14 protein-coding genes are annotated in these 14,459 nt (G+C 71.4%); 1 reads left to right on the top strand and 13 read right to left on the bottom strand.

All coding sequences use genetic code 11. The features are described 5' to 3' along the window. Positions 1-47: 47 nt before the first annotated feature. The 7 genes from FB047_RS11110 to FB047_RS11080 all read right to left on the bottom strand — a co-directional run bounded on the left by FB047_RS11110 (position 48) and on the right by FB047_RS11080 (position 7,214). Positions 48-767, bottom strand: coding sequence for a Type 1 glutamine amidotransferase-like domain-containing protein (locus FB047_RS11110; protein ID WP_136587270.1), 720 nt, complete (start codon positions 765-767; stop codon positions 48-50). Between the two features lie 122 nt (positions 768-889). Beyond that, a complete protein-coding gene (locus tag FB047_RS11105) occupies positions 890-2,068 on the bottom strand; it encodes a thiolase family protein (protein WP_136587269.1) in 1,179 nt (392 codons plus the stop codon). Continuing rightward, on the bottom strand, positions 2,068-3,252 hold the full coding sequence (locus FB047_RS11100; protein ID WP_136587268.1) for a bifunctional 2-methylcitrate synthase/citrate synthase: 1,185 nt from the start codon (positions 3,250-3,252) through the stop codon (positions 2,068-2,070). The genes FB047_RS11105 and FB047_RS11100 overlap by 1 nt, the downstream gene beginning before the upstream one ends. 187 nt (positions 3,253-3,439) lie before the next feature. Continuing rightward, on the bottom strand, positions 3,440-4,339 hold the full coding sequence (gene prpB, locus FB047_RS11095) for a methylisocitrate lyase (protein ID WP_136587267.1): 900 nt from the start codon (positions 4,337-4,339) through the stop codon (positions 3,440-3,442). Further along, positions 4,339-5,865 (bottom strand): MmgE/PrpD family protein, encoded by a 1,527-nt coding sequence (locus FB047_RS11090; RefSeq protein WP_136587266.1) that lies wholly within the window; start codon positions 5,863-5,865, stop codon positions 4,339-4,341. Before FB047_RS11090 ends, prpB begins: the two co-directional genes overlap by 1 nt. Beyond that, a complete protein-coding gene (locus FB047_RS11085) occupies positions 5,862-6,491 on the bottom strand; it encodes a GntR family transcriptional regulator (protein ID WP_136587265.1) in 630 nt (209 codons plus the stop codon). Before FB047_RS11085 ends, FB047_RS11090 begins: the two co-directional genes overlap by 4 nt. A gap of 138 nt (positions 6,492-6,629) precedes the next feature. After that, positions 6,630-7,214 (bottom strand): TetR/AcrR family transcriptional regulator, encoded by a 585-nt coding sequence (locus FB047_RS11080; RefSeq protein ID WP_136587264.1) that lies wholly within the window; start codon positions 7,212-7,214, stop codon positions 6,630-6,632. Positions 7,215-7,317: 103 nt separating this feature from the next. Between FB047_RS11080 and FB047_RS11075 the strand changes: the two genes are divergently transcribed. Beyond that, the gene (locus tag FB047_RS11075; protein ID WP_136587263.1) at positions 7,318-8,292 is read left to right on the top strand and encodes a zinc-binding dehydrogenase; all 975 of its coding nucleotides are present in this window, start codon (positions 7,318-7,320) and stop codon (positions 8,290-8,292) included. 113 nt (positions 8,293-8,405) lie between these two features. Here FB047_RS11075 and FB047_RS11070 read toward each other — a convergent pair whose 3' ends face one another. The 6 genes from FB047_RS11070 to FB047_RS11045 form a co-directional block, all read right to left on the bottom strand. Next, complete coding sequence (locus FB047_RS11070; RefSeq protein WP_136587262.1) at positions 8,406-8,732, bottom strand: DUF6966 domain-containing protein; 327 nt, start codon at positions 8,730-8,732, stop codon at positions 8,406-8,408. Between the two features lie 142 nt (positions 8,733-8,874). Next, a complete protein-coding gene (locus FB047_RS11065; RefSeq protein WP_136587261.1) occupies positions 8,875-9,354 on the bottom strand; it encodes an NUDIX hydrolase in 480 nt (159 codons plus the stop codon). After that, complete coding sequence (locus tag FB047_RS11060) at positions 9,354-11,066, bottom strand: DUF4407 domain-containing protein (RefSeq protein WP_136587260.1); 1,713 nt, start codon at positions 11,064-11,066, stop codon at positions 9,354-9,356. Before FB047_RS11060 ends, FB047_RS11065 begins: the two co-directional genes overlap by 1 nt. 596 nt (positions 11,067-11,662) lie before the next feature. Next, a complete protein-coding gene (locus FB047_RS11055) occupies positions 11,663-12,676 on the bottom strand; it encodes an aldo/keto reductase family protein (RefSeq protein ID WP_136587259.1) in 1,014 nt (337 codons plus the stop codon). Between the two features lie 58 nt (positions 12,677-12,734). After that, positions 12,735-13,538, bottom strand: coding sequence for an ABC transporter permease (locus FB047_RS11050; protein ID WP_136587258.1), 804 nt, complete (start codon positions 13,536-13,538; stop codon positions 12,735-12,737). Then, positions 13,535-14,410: an ABC transporter ATP-binding protein gene (locus FB047_RS11045; protein ID WP_136587257.1), complete on the bottom strand. Its 876-nt coding sequence runs from the start codon at positions 14,408-14,410 to the stop codon at positions 13,535-13,537. The genes FB047_RS11050 and FB047_RS11045 overlap by 4 nt, the downstream gene beginning before the upstream one ends. Between the last annotated feature and the right edge of the window lie 49 nt (positions 14,411-14,459).

The following is a 14,459-nucleotide window of genomic DNA, read 5'->3' as shown; positions in this document are numbered from 1 at the left end:
CTCGCCCTCACGGGTGGGGGCCGTTCCCGTCCGCACGAGATCCGGTCTCAGGCGCGCAGCACCTGGACGTGCACCCCGGATGCCGCGGACTCGACGCGCCAGACCTGACCACTGCCCCGCACCGCCGGGGCCGCCTGCGCCGAGATCACCAGGGCCGTGTCCTCGTCGATCGCCACCCCGTCGGTGACGAGCCCCGCGTCGACCGCGGCGATCAGGCGAGAGAGGGTCCCCCACTGGGCGGCGTGCACGTCGACGGCGAAGTCGAGCAGTCCGAGACCCGGGCGCACCTCGACCGCGTCGAGCTCTTCGCCCGCGTCCTCCGACACGACCTCGATCCCGTCGACGCGGAACCCGCCGACGAGCGCGGGGCCCGCCGCGATCGCCGCGCCCGCTGAGAAGCCGGCGTAGGGCATGCCGTCGGCGACCCGTTCGCGCACCGCATCCCGGATGCCGGAGAACGCCTCGCGGTACGCGGGGGTCAGGCCCCCGCCGACGAAGACGCCGTCGGCCCCGCCGATCGCGGCATCCGTGAAGCCCTCCCCCTCGACGATCGCGTGCACGCGGATCTCGGCGGATGCCGCACCCGCGGCCTCGAGGACGCCGCGGAAGCGCTCGACCGAGGCGTCGTCGTCGGCCTCGAGCACGAGCAGCAGGGCGATGACGAGCGGGCGATCGGTCGCCCGCTCGCGCGCCTCGCCTACGAAGGCCTCCAGCAACGATCCGCAGACGGCGACATCGCGGCCGCCGCCGAGAAGGAACACACTCATGCGCCCAGTATCCCCGCCCACCGCCACGCGCGTGAGTCGCCAAGATGTGTCGCTTCGACGGGCCCGCCGGCGACAGAACCTGGCGACTCACGCGCGGGGCGGGGGGCGGGGGGCGGGGCGGGTCAGTACCGCCGCAACAGCGCGGCGAGGGCCTGACCGCCGCCGATGCACATCGTCACGACCGCGTACTCGAGGTCGCGGCGCTGCAGGTCGAGGGCCGCGCGCACGGTGAGGATCGCACCGGTCGCGCCGACCGGGTGGCCCAGGGCGATCGCCCCGCCGTACGGGTTCACCTTCGCCGGGTCGAGACCCGCGTCGCGGATCACCGCGACCGCCTGCGCGGCGAACGCCTCGTTCAGCTCGATCACGTCGACGTCGGCGGGGGTGAGCCCCGTCCGCTCCCACAGCCGCTGCAGGGCGAGGACCGGGGCGTACCCCATGATCTCGGGGTCGACGCCCGCGGTCGTCACGGCCTCGAGCGTCGCGAGCCCGGCGAGCCCCCGCTCGCGCACGTCGTCCTCGCGCATCAGCACGGTCGCGGCGGCGCCGTCGTTGATGCCCGAGGAGTTGCCGGCCGTCACCGACCCGTCCTTCTCGAACGCCGGCCGCAGGCCGGCCAGCACCTCGAGGGTCGTGTCCGGGCGCGGGTGCTCGTCGACCGACACCTCGACCGGCCGACGGCCGCCGGTGGTCACGGGCACGATCTCTTCCGCGAAGGCCGCGCGGGCGGCATCCGTCGCCGCTCTCCGCTGGCTCTCGACGGCGAAGGCGTCCTGCTCCTCGCGCGAGACGGAGTACCGGGATGCCACGACCTCGGCCGTCGTGCCCATGTGCCGCCCGCTGAAGGGGTCGGTGAGGATTGCGAGCGTGCCGTCGAGGAGCGTCCGGTCGCCGAGCCGCGCGTTGCCGCGGGCGCCGTACTCGAGGAACGGGGTGCGCGACATGCTCTCGTCGCCGCCGGCGACCGCGACGTCGATGCCGCCCCAGCGCAGCTCCTGCGCGGCCGACCAGATCGCCTGCAGGCCCGAGCCGCAGAGGCGGTTGACGGTGAACGCGGGTACGCGCGTGGGAAGACCCGCGGCGAGCGCAACGCGGCGGGCGTTGTACGCGTCGGGGCCGTTCTGGGCGATGCAGCCCATCACGACCTCATCGACGGCGTCCTTCTCGACCCCGGCCCGTGTGAGGGCCTCGGTCACGGCGACGGCGCCGAGCTCGTACGCGTCGACCCCCGAGAGCGATCCGCCGAACGAGCCGATGGGGGTGCGGGCACCCGAGACGATGACGATCCGCGGCTCGGACATCAGCCCGCCGCCTCCTCGGGGCGTTCGCGGGCCTCGAGGTCGGCGGCATCCGGGACGTATCCCTCGACGTGCCGCTCGCCGGGGCCGACGTACGCCGAGAGCGGGCGAATGAGGGCGTTCGACGCCTGCTGCTCGCGGATGTGCGCCGTCCAGCCCGTCACGCGGGCCGCGACGAACAGCGGAGTGAACGTGAGCGTGTCGAAGCCCATGAGGTCGTAGGCCGGACCCGAGGGGTAGTCGAGATTGGGGTAGATGCCCTTGCGCTCGACGAACTGCGACTCGAGGGCGTCGTAGAGGGCGGCGACGTCGGGGCGGTCGTAGTGCGCGACGAGGGTGTCGAGGGCGGCCTTCATCGTGGGCACGCGCGAGTCGCCGCGCTTGTAGACGCGGTGGCCGAAGCCCATGATCTTGCGCTTGGCGGCGAGGGCGGTGTCGAGCCACGGCCCGACGTTCTCGGCCGAGCCGATCTCGGTGAACACGTGCAGCACCGCCTCGTTCGCCCCACCGTGCAGGGGTCCCTTGAGCGCGCCGATCGCGCCGACGACCGCGGAGTACAGGTCGCTGAGGGTCGAGGCGATGACCCGCGCGGTGAACGTGGAGGCGTTGAAGGAGTGCTCCGCATACAGGATCATCGAGCGGTTGAAGGCGTCGACGACGACCTCGTCGGCCTCGTCGCCGAAGGTCATCCACAGGAAGTTCGCCGCATAGTCGAGGTCGTCGCGGGGCTCGACGACCTCCTCGCCGCGGCGGCGGCGCTGACCGTACGCGACCACGGCGGGCAGCTGCGCCCACAGGCGGATCGAACGCTCGAGGTTCTCTTCGGGGGTACCCACGGCATCCATCACGTTCGAGATTCCGGCGGTCTCGCGCGCGCCGATCACGCTCACGGCCGTGCGCACCTCGTCCATCGGGTGGGTCGAGGTCGGCAGCAGGTCGATCGCGGCGCGGACGTCGTCGGCGAGCGCCCGGTGCCGACGCTCGGTGGAGCGCAGGTCGGCGAGCTGCGCGGCATCCGGGAGATCGCCGTTCCACAGCAGGAACGCGACCGCTTCGAACGGCTGCGTCGCGGCGAGCTCCTGCACCGGATAGCCGCGGTACAGCAGGCTGTTCGTGTCGGGGTTCACCTTGCTGACGGCGGTCTCGTCGACCGTGACGCCGGCGAGGCCCTTCTTGATGTCGGTCATCGTCTCTCCCTCGAGTCGTGCTCAGTGTTCATGCTGCCGGATGCGGTGGTGGCGGGGGTGCGAACCTTGTCCCACTTATTGCCGGTCTGGCGGCCCCACACCCGCAATAAGTGGGACGAGCACCGTCATGAGTGGGACGAGATTCGCGAGAAGTGCGACAAGGCGGCGCGGGCAGACGGCTCGGGCCTCAGCGCTCGACGGTGAAGTCGAAGACGTCGGCGTCGAAGCGGGTGTAGCCCTCGTAGTCGATGAGGTCGTAGAGGTCGGCGCGGTGCTGCATCTCGCCGAGCTGGTCGCGCAGATGACCCTCGGATGCCAGGGCGTCCAGGCCGCGGCCGGCCGCGCCCATCGCGAGTCGCAGCAGCGACACCGGCCAGATGACGAGGTTCACGCCCGCGTCGCGCAGCTGCGCGGTCGAGAACAGCTCCGACTTGCCGAACTCGGTCATGTTCGCCAGGATCGGCACGTCGAGCGCCGCGCGCATCGCCTCGAACTCGCCCAGGTCGCGCATCGCCTCGGGGAAGATCGCGTCGGCGCCCGCGTCGACCAGGGCCTTCGCGCGGTCGATCGCGGCATCCAGTCCCTCGACCGCGCGCACGTCGGTGCGCGCCATGATCAGGAAGTCGGGGTCGCGGCGCGCGTCGACCGCGGCGCGGATGCGCTTGATCGCGGTGTCGGCATCCACGACGCTCTTGCCGTCGAGGTGGCCGCAGCGCTTCGGGTTGACCTGGTCCTCGATGTGCGTGCCCGCGAGCCCCGCGTCCTCGAGGGTCTGGATCGTGCGCGCGACGTTCATCGGCTCCCCGAAGCCGGTGTCGGCGTCGATGATCGCCGGCAGGTCGGTCATGCGCGCAATCTGCTGCCCGCGCCCGGCGACCTCCGTGAGCGTCGTGAGTCCGATGTCGGGCAGGCCCAGGTCGGCCGAGATGACGGCGCCCGAGATGTAGACGCCGTCGAAGCCCTTGCGCTCGATCAGCCGGGCCGACAGCGGGTTGAAGGCCCCCGGCATCCGGACGAGCTCTCCGGATGCCAGCTTCTCGCGCAGCGCGCGACGCTTCTGCTGCGGGGTGGTCTGGGCGTGCAGCATCAGAACAGCCCCTTCGGCGCGGGCGCGAGGGCCAGCACGCCGGGCTTCGCGACGATCGTGAGCTGCATGACCTCGGCGGGGGTCAGCTCGGGCAGTCGCTGCACGAGCTCGAGGAACCGCTCGATCTCCTCGGGCATCAGCACGGGCTCGGCCAGCGTGCGGAACTTGCGGATGTAGTCCTCGCGCGCGAACGGCCGGGCGCCGAGCGGGTGGGCGTCGGCGACGGCGATCTCGTCCTCGACGACCGAGCCGTCGGCCAGCGTGATGACCACGCGGCCGCCGAAGGCCTTCTCGTTCGGGTCCTCGGAGTGATAGCGGCGCGTCCACTCGGCATCCTCGGCCGTGGTGACCTTGTGCCACAGCGCGACCGTGTCGGAGCGTCCCGCGCGCTCGGGGGCGTAGGAGTCGACGTGGTGCCAGGCGCCGTCCTGCAGGGCGACGGCGAAGATGTACGGGATCGAGTGGTCGAGCGTCTCGCGCGAGGCGGTGGGGTCGTACTTCTGCGGGTCGTTCGCCCCCGAGCCGATGACGTAGTGCGTGTGGTGGCTGGTGTGCAGGACGATGGATGCCACGTTCGCGGGGTCGCGCAGATCGGGGCGCTCCGTGCCGAGGCGTCGGGCGAGGTCGATCCAGGCCTGCGCCTGGTACTCGGCCGAGTGCTCCTTCGTGTACGAGTCGAGGATGCCGCGCTTGCTCTCGCCCTCGCCGGGCAGGGGCACGTCGTACGAGGCGTCGGGGCCGTCGAGCATCCAGGCGATCACGCCGTCCTCCCCCTCGTAGATCGGCGAGGGGCTGGTCTCTCCGCGCATCGCGCGGTCGACGGCCTCGATCGCCATCTTCCCGGCGAAGGCGGGGGCGTGCGCCTTCCACGTCGAGATCTCGCCCTTGCGCGACTGGCGCGTGGCCGTGGTGGTGTGCAGCGCCTGACCGATCGCCTGGTAGATGGTCTCCTGGTCGAGGTCGAGCAGGGTGCCGATGCCGGCGGCGGCGGCGGGCCCGAGGTGGGCGACGTGGTCGATCTTGTGCTTGTGCAGCGAGATCGCACGCACGAGGTCGATCTGGATCTCGTACGCGGTGGCGAGCGCCCGCACGAGAGCGGCGCCGTCGCGACCGGTGTGCTGCGCGACCGCGAGCACGGGCGGGATGTTGTCGCCCGGGTGCGAGTAGTCCGCCGCGAGGAAGGTGTCGTGGTAGTCGAGCTCGCGCACGGCGACGCCGTTCGCCCACGCGGCCCACTCGGGGCTGGTGCGGCGCTCGAGCAGGCAGCCGAAGACGGTCGCGCCGGGTCCGCCGATCGACACCGCGTGATCGAGCGCCTGCTGGCGCGCCGCGCTCACCGGCTGTCGGGTGAGGGATGCCGCGGCCACGGCCGCGTTGTCGATCAGGCGGTTGACGATCATGTCGACCACGTCGTCGTCGACGGCGACCGGGTCGACCGCGACGCGAGCAAGTGCCCACGCGAGCTGCCCCTCCCGGGCGAGGTTCTCGTCGCTGCGGTGCACGCGCACGTGGTGGGTGATCGTCATGAGGGGTCCTCCGTGAGGGCTTCGAGGATGGTCGTGAAGGCGTTGTGCAGGTGCACGTGGGTGGCGTGGGCGGCGAGTTCGGGGTCGCCGCCGCCGATCGCGCGGGCGATCAGTTCATGCTCTCGCGCCGAGGCGGAAAGGCGCAGGGGGTTGTCGCGGGCCATGCGCCGCACCCGCACGAGGTGCGTGCGGACGCTGCGCAGGGCCGACGAGAGGTAGGCGTTGTCGACGGCGGCGTCGATCGCGGAGTCGAAGCGGGCGATGAGCGCGTAGTACTCGTCGGCATCCGCGGTGTCGACGCGCGCGAACTCCGCCGCCAGCGCGTGGAACACCCGCCGGTCGCCGCGCTGCGCGGCCAGTCGCGCGGCCTCGGTCTCGAGCGCGCGACGCAGGTCGAACAGGGCGCGGATGTCGTCGGCGTCGATCCCCGCGACCACCGTCACGCGGGCGGATGCCTGGGCGACGAGCCCGTCGGATGCCAGTCGGCGCAGGGCCTCGCGCAGGGGGGTGCGGCTGACGCCGAGGCGCGAGGACTGCTCCACTTCGCCGAGCACGGTCCCGGGGGCGAGGGTTCCGGTCTGGATCTCGTCGAGGAGGGTCGCGTACGCGCGTTCGCTCGCCCGCATGGCGCACCTCCCTCGTGTCGCCTCTCAGTGTATGCACTAAAGGGGCTAATGGACACCTTTCCGGCATCCGATCCGGCCTTGCGTATACAACACGGCGGGAGTCACCACTTGCACCCCCTCGACGGCGTCCCCGCGGGCTCAGGCGCGGCCCCACGACTCCAGGGTCGTCGGGATGGATGCCAGGGTGCCGAGCGCCGCGTCGCGGTCGGCCCGCGCGAGGGTCAGGCCGGCGACCACCAGCGAGGCGCAGACCGCCGCGAGGGCGTCGACCGCGTCGGGCGTCAGGTCGGGGCGGCGGTCGGCGACGGCCGATCGGATCGCCGCGCGCATCTCGGCCGCGTAGCCCGAGACGAGCGTGCGCACCTCGGCGTCGTCGCTGGCCAGCGGTGAGGAGCCGGCGTTGAGCAGCAGGCATCCGAGGCGGGCGCGCGGGGAGTCCGCCGCGATCGCGGTGTGCATGTCGTCGACGTAGGCCTCGAGCGCACCGGGGTCTCCGCCGCCCAGGGGGCGCAGTCGCGTGCGGACGACGTCTTCGAGGTAGGCCGCGAGCACGGCGTCGAAGAGCCCCCTCTTGCTGCCGAAGGCATTATAGATGCTCGAGCGCGTCAGCCCGGTCGCCTCCTCGAGCTCGGCGATGCCCGTCTCGGCGTACCCGCGCCTCCAGAACACGTCGCGCGCGGCGTCGATCACGGTGGAGCGCTCGAAGCTCGGCATCCTGCCCATGTCACCCCTCCGCTCTCGATCGTCGTTCATCCCGCGGGTTGCATTCGCGGGCTCGCGGTCTATATTAGACCAGTCGTTACAAAATAACCACGGGAGGCATTCCATGCGCGCAGTCATCCACCACGAGTTCGGCGAGCCCGCCGACGTCCTCGGCGTCGAAGAGGTCGAGACCCCGACCCCCGGCCCCGGCGAGGTGCGCCTGCGCGTGCTGCTGTCGCCCATCCACAATCACGACCTGTGGACCATCCGCGGCACCTACGGCTTCAAGCCCGAGCTGCCCGCGCGCGCCGGAACCGAAGCGGTCGGCGTCATCGAGGAGCTCGGCGAGGGCGTCGAGGGCCTCACGGTCGGCCAGCGCGTGGCCACCGGCGGCACCTTCGGTGTGTGGGCCGAGCAGGTCGTCGCGAAGGCGGCGGGCCTCATCCCCGTCGCCGAGGGTCTGAGTGATGAGGTCGCCTCGCAGCTCGTGTCGATGCCCTTCAGCGCGATCAGCCTGCTGCACTCGCTCGACCTGAAGGCCGGCGACTGGATCGTGCAGAACACCGCCAACGGCGCGGTCGGCCGCATGGTCGCGCAGATCGCGAAGGCGCGTGGCGTCAACGTCATCGGTCTCGTCCGCCGCCAGAGCGCGGTCGCCGAGCTCGCCGAGCAGGGGATCGACAACGTCGTGTCGACCGACGCCGACGACTGGCGCGAGAAGGCCCTCGCCCTCGCGGACGGTGCGCGCATCGTCGCGGGCGTCGACTCGGTCGGAGGCCCCGCCGCCGGCCAGGTGCTGTCGATGCTGAGCGAGAACGGCACGCTCGTCATCTTCGGCTCGATGGGCGCGGGGAAGCTCGAGCTCGGCGCCGGCGACATCATCTTCCGCCAGGCCACCGTGAAGGGCTTCTGGGGCAGCGTCGTCAGCAAGACGATGGATGCCGAGACCCGCGGCGCCCTGTTCGGCGAACTGTCGCGCTACCTCGCCGACGGCACGCTGACCCTCCCCGTCGCGGCGACCTTCGGCCTGGACGACGCCCGCGAGGCCGCTCGCGCGAGCGACTCGCCCCGCGTCGGCAAGGTGCTGCTGCGCCCGTAACCCGCCGCGCTTGTCCGCCACGTCGAGTGTCCACGAAACGCCGCCACGCACCCGCGCGATACGGCGCGTCTTGGACACTCGACGGCGGTGCGCGGCGTCAGGGCGCGATGGGTTCACCGAGACGGGATCAGCGCGTGGGCGGCGGTGTAAAGCTCCGACGTCAGCGCGTCGAGTCGCGCGTTCACCTCGCGGGGATACGAGCCGTCGACCGGCAGCATCACGTCGTTGAGGCTGCCCATTCCTCCGAACAGACGCAGCGTCTGCGAGGCGACCTGGCGGATGTCGTCACCGTCACCGGCAGCCTCGGCGCGTTCGGCCAGCGTGGCGATCGATCCGGACCACCGCTTCTCATCGTGGTCGCGGAGGAACTGCGCGAGCGATCGGGCGACGGTGACGAAAGCGCGACGGTTTCGGGCAGCTTCGTCGGGACGGGTGACCATGTGACCACTCTGCCCCGACGAGCCGTCCCGCGCCCCTGCCGGGTCGAGTGTCCACGACACCCGGATATTCTCTCGGAGTGTCCGGGTGTTCTGGACACTCACGGGGCGAGCGGGCCGGCGCAGCGCACGACACCGGGCCGCGTCAGGCGCCGGGCAGAGCCTCGAGGGCGGCCTCGAGCGCGTCGAGGGCGGGGCGCTGCCCCTTCACGAGCGCGTCGCGCGCGGCATCCAGGTCCATCCACTCCGCCCGGTCGACCTCGGGGAACGACGCCGTGCGCCCCGAGCGTGGGGGCCACTCCATCTCGAACGTGCCGAAGGTGAATCCGGATGCCGTGAACCCGGCGCCGTCGCCGCAGAACACGACGACCTTCTTGCCGCTGCTGTACGCGAACGTGCCGAGCTCCGCCCAGTCCGTCTCGGGCGGATCGACGCCGAGCTCCTCGCGGAACTCGCGGCGCGCGGCATCCTGAGCACTCTCCGTGTCGGGGTCGTACTCGCCCTTCGGGATCGACCAGGCGCCGGCCTCCTTCTTCGCCCAGAACGGCCCGCCCATGTGCGCGATCAGCACCTGCGGCGTCGGATCGAGCCGATAGAGCAGGAGTCCCGCGCTGTGGACGACCATCACGCCACCGCGGCCGGCACCTTGTTCGCCTCGTCGGCGATGATGTCGGCGCGCTTGCGGAAGGTGCGCGCCGAGACGCGGTCCAGGGCGATCTGCCCGCGCATCTTCTCGGCCTTCTCGTACAGCGAAGGGCCGCCGAATCCGGTCAGCACCTTCACGAGCACGGGCAGCAGCTCGATCATGAAGAACAGCGCCGCGATGAGGTAGTGCGCCCAGCGCAGCACCGGCTCGCGGTCGGACAGGCGTTCCAGCGCGGTGATCTGACTGAGCAGCCCCACCGCCCCGGCGTTGCCGTCGGCGATCGACGAGGCGCGCTGGTTGTACGCGGCGAGCGCCGACTCGTACTGCGCGCGGGCCGCGGGCAGCTGGTCCTCGGCCTGCTGCTTGTTCGCGTCGGCGGAGGATGCCGCGGCCTCGGCGCCCGCGGTGTTGGCGGCCGCCAGCGTCGACTGCGCCTGCTGCAGCTGCGTCGACAGCGCGTCGTAGGCGGACTGCGCCTGCTGCAGCTGCGCCTGCGCGGCATCCGAACTCGCGCCGTTCCCGGCGACGCCGGTGCAGCCCGGTACCGTTCCGGCGCCCTGGCCGGTGAGCTCGCACTGGTAGACCGCGCGGGCCTGGTCGATGACGGTCTGCTGAGCGGCGAGCTGCTGGGTGAGCTGGTCGACGGTCTGCTGGGCGGCTGCCGATTCGGCCGAGGTCGACGAGGTTCCCGTGACGATGCCCGTCGCGGCCTGGTTCTCGAGCGCCGAGACCTGGGCGGACGCGGCGTCGAGGGCCTGCTTCTCGGGGCCGCTGGTCACGGCATCCTGGTCGCTCAGGGCCTGCGTGATGTTGGTGGCGTTCACCTCGCGGGCGATGTCGTTCTGGAACACCTGCAGCACCAGCGGCTCCGCCACGACGATGCCGATGAGAGCCGCCATGATCACACGGGGCATCGCGAGCCCCAGGAGGCGGAAGACGTTCTTGGTCGAGCGCATCGTCGAGGTGAGGAAGCGGTCGAGGTTGAAGATGATCAGTCCCCACACGATCGCGAGGGGGATCGCGAGGAAGATGCTCACCCGCACGCCGGTCAGCAGCGCGAACATCATCGACAGCGCCGACACGAGCGCGGTCCCGGCGAGCACGAGGAACATCTGCACGAAGCGCGGGACCTCTTCGGGCACCTCGTCGAGCACGTCGTTGTCGGCTCCGCCGAGAACGGCCATGCGCCGGATGAGCGAGAGCTTCGGGCGGCGAGGATCCGAGCGGCGCAGACGCGGGGGCCGCGGCTCGGTGGTGACCGGGATGGATGCCACGGCGGGCGCGGCGAGCACCCGCTCGGGCACGACCGCGGTCTGGGCGTCGTCTGCTTGCGTAGCGTCGGCTTGCGTGGCGTCGGCTTCCGGGGCGTCCGCTTTCGGGGCGTCGGCTTCTGAAGCGTCGGCGGACGCGCGGTCGATCACGACGGTGTCGTGGTCGACGGCCGGGGAGTCGGCGTCGACGTCGGAGTCGTCGAGGAAGGGGTCGCGCGGCTCGTCGTCGGCGGGCGGAGCGCCCCACGGCTCGGAGGTGTGCTCGTGCGCGGCGTCGTTCGAGCGCGCGCCGTCCGGGCGCGCAGCGGCGTTCTGGGCGGCGAGGATGTCGTCGAGGTACTGCACGCGTTCCTCGTCCGTCGTGAACTCGATTCGACCGTCGGAGCCGAAACGGCCGGGTCGGTGAGCGGAAAAGGACATTCGATGAGGGTACGACGCTGAACCTGGCCCGCTCCTGAGCGGGGCCTGAGGCCCGGCTGGGGGCGGCTGGGGGCGGCTGGGGGCGGCGCGGGTCGGTGAGGGGCGCGCAGCGACGCTGGGCGCGCGCGAGATCACACGATCGGCGCGAAAGCACACCGCCCTGCGTGTGATCTCGAGCGCATCGTGTGATCTCGCACGGCGAGGGGCGCGCACGGCGCGGGGCGCGCAGCCGCGCGGAGCGCGCGGCGGCGGAGGGCGCAGCGACGCGGAAGGCGCGCGAGATCACACGATCGGCGCGAGAGCACACCGCCTTGCGTGTGATGTCGAGCGCATCGCGTGATCTCGCGCAGGTGGGGGGGCGCACGGCCGCGCGGAGCGCCCGGCGGAGCGAAGGATGCCGTGCCGTCGGGGAGGGTGCGCGAGATCACACGATCGGCGCGAGAACACACCACCTTGCGTGTGATCTCGAGCGCATCGTGTGATCTCGCGGCGACGGGCACCCAGCCCCGCAACCCGCACCCCCGCGCCCCCGCACCCCCGCCCGGACGCACGACAGCAGGCCGGGCGCGAACGCCCGACCCGCTGCACGAACCGCGTCAGACCAGACGCTTCTTCGGCGAGACCTCGTAGGTGTTCTCGGGGTCGGAGAACACCGCATCGCCCAGTGCCGCGTCGATCGCCGCGAGGGCATCGGCCTCGAGCTTCACGCCCGACGCCTTCACGGTGTCGTGCAGCTGCTCGGGGCGCGAGGCTCCGACCAGGGCGGCGGCGATGTTCGGGTTCTGCAGCACCCACGCGATCGCGAGCTGCGGCATCGTGAGTCCGGCCTCGTCGGCGATCGGCTTCAGCCGCTGGACGGCCTCGAGGGTGTCGTCGTTCAGGAACCGCTTGATGAAGTTCGCGCCGCTCTTCTCGTCGGTGGCGCGCGAGCCCTCGGGCACGGGCTGACCGGGCAGGTACTTGCCGCTCAGCACGCCCTGCGCCATCGGCGACCAGACGATCTGCGAGATGCCCAGCTCCTCGCTGGTGGGCACGATCTTGCCCTCGATCACGCGCCAGAGCATGGAGTACTGCGGCTGGTTCGAGATGAGCTGGATGCCGAGCTGCTTCGCGAGCGCGTGCCCCTCGCGCAGCTGTTCGGCCGTCCACTCCGAGACGCCGATGTACAGCGCCTTGCCCTGGCGGACGACGTCGGCGAAGGCTTGGAACGTCTCTTCGAGCGGCGTCTCGTAGTCGAAGCGGTGCGCCTGGTAGAGGTCGACGTAGTCGGTGCCGAGGCGCTTCAGCGAGCCGTTGATGGAGTCCATGATGTGCTTGCGGCTGAGCCCGGTGTCGTTGGGGCCGCCGGGGCCGGTCGGGAAGTAGACCTTCGTGAAGATCTCGAGCGATTCGCGGCGCTGACCCTCGAGGGCCGTGCCGAGGACGGTCTCGGCTGCGGTGTTGGCGTAGGTGTCGGCGGTGTCGAACGTCGTGATGCCCGCGTCGAGCGCGGCGTGCACCGTGGCGATCGCGGCGTCGTCTCCGACCTGCGAGCCGTGGGTCACCCAGTTGCCGAGGGTGATCTCCGAGATCTTGAATCCACTGTTGCCGAGATAGCGATAAGCGACCATTCCTCCACGCTAGACCCGGCCACCGACACCGGGGCCGCGGCATCCGCCCCTCCCCCGCTCACGCGTCCTTGCGGATCCATCGGAACGTCACCCGCACCACGGCCAGGCCGACCACCAGCCACAGCGACGTCACCAGCAGGATGAGCGGGTGATCCCACGACCCCGACGGCTCGCCCGCGGCGAAGCTCTCGGGCAGGAACACCGAGCGGAAGCCCTGCGCGAGCCACTTCAGCGGGAAGACGCTCGCGACGTTCTGCAGCCACTCCGGCAGCGCGGCGAAGTTGATGTAGACGCCCGAGATGAACTGCAGCAGCAGCACGATCGGGATGACGACGCCGGTGGCGCTGCGTCCGGTGCGCGGCAGGGCCGACAGGCCGATGCCGAGGATCGCGCAGGTCGTCACGCCCAGCAGGAACACCCACGCGAAGGTCAGCCAGCGCTCCGGGTCGGTCGGCAGGGGGACGCCGAAGAACACCGCCGCCACGACGATGAGCAGCACCGACTGCAGCAGGCCCGTGACGAGCACCTGTCCGAGCTTGCCGATGAAGTACGACACCGGGCTGAGGGGGGTGCCGCCCAGTCGCTTGAGGGTGCCGTCGCTGCGTTCCATCGCGATGTCGATCGACATGTTCTGCAGTCCCGACAGCAGTACTCCCGCCGCGAGCATCGCCGGCAGATAGAACTGCGCGGCATCCACCTCGTCTCCGGGGGGACCGAAGGTCTGGGCGTCGAACGCGACCGCGAAGATCAACAGGATCATCACGGGGAACAGGAACGTGAAGAACACCGAGTCGCCCTGGCGGAAGTACGAGCGCACCTCGAACGCGATCCGCGCGGCTCCCAGACGCAGGATGCGGCTCATGCCACGCCTCCCGCCGCGGTCGTGCGCCGCGCCTCGTCGCCGAGGAACGACAGGTAGACGTCCTCGAGGCTCGGGCGCACCACCTCGAGCCGCTCGGGTTCGCCCAGGCGCGCGTGCAGCGCCGCGACCACCCCGCCGGGATCCTGCGTGCGCTGTTCGCGCACCTCGCCGCCCTCGCGCCAGCGCACGAGGGGGACGCGCGCGTCGGGGCCGCCCAACTCGTCGATCGGACCGACGGATGCCACCTGCCCGCCGACGATGATGGCGGCGCGCTCGGCGAGTTCGGCGGCTTCGTCGAGGTAGTGGGTCGTGAGGAGGATCGAGGTCCCCTCCCGCTGCAGGTCGCGGATGAGATCCCAGAACTGGCGTCGCACCTCGGGGTCGAAACCCGTGGTCGGCTCGTCGAGGAACAGCAGCTCGGGTCGACCGATGATGCCGAGCGCGACGTCGACGCGGCGCCGCTGTCCGCCGGAGAGCTTGCGCACGCCGACCCGCGCCTTCTCGGTGAGCCCGACCGCCGCGATCGTCTCGTCGACGTCGCGCGGTCGCGGGTAGAACGAGGCGAAGTGCGACAGGAGTTCCCGCACGGTGGCGGTGGGCGCTTCGCCGGTGTTCTGCAGCACGATCCCGAGCCGCGCCTTCCACGCGAGGCCGCCGCGGTGCGGATCGACACCGAGCACCTCCACCGCGCCGCCCGTGCGGTCGCGGTAGCCCTCGAGGATCTCGATGACCGTGCTCTTGCCTGCGCCGTTCGGCCCGAGCAGGGCGAACGTCTCCCCACGGCGGATGTCGAAGCTCACCCCGCGCAGCGCCTCGACGCCCCCGCGGTAGGTCTTGCGCAGATCCTCGACCCGCACGACGTGATCGCTCATGTGCTCAGTCTGGCGGTAGCGGGACCGGCTGAGCCCTCGCGTGCTCATC

Origin of the sequence: Microbacterium hydrothermale (genome assembly GCF_004854025.1) — a bacterium.
GTDB lineage: Bacteria > Actinomycetota > Actinomycetes > Actinomycetales > Microbacteriaceae > Microbacterium > Microbacterium hydrothermale.
This window is presented reverse-complemented; position numbering and strand designations above follow the sequence as displayed.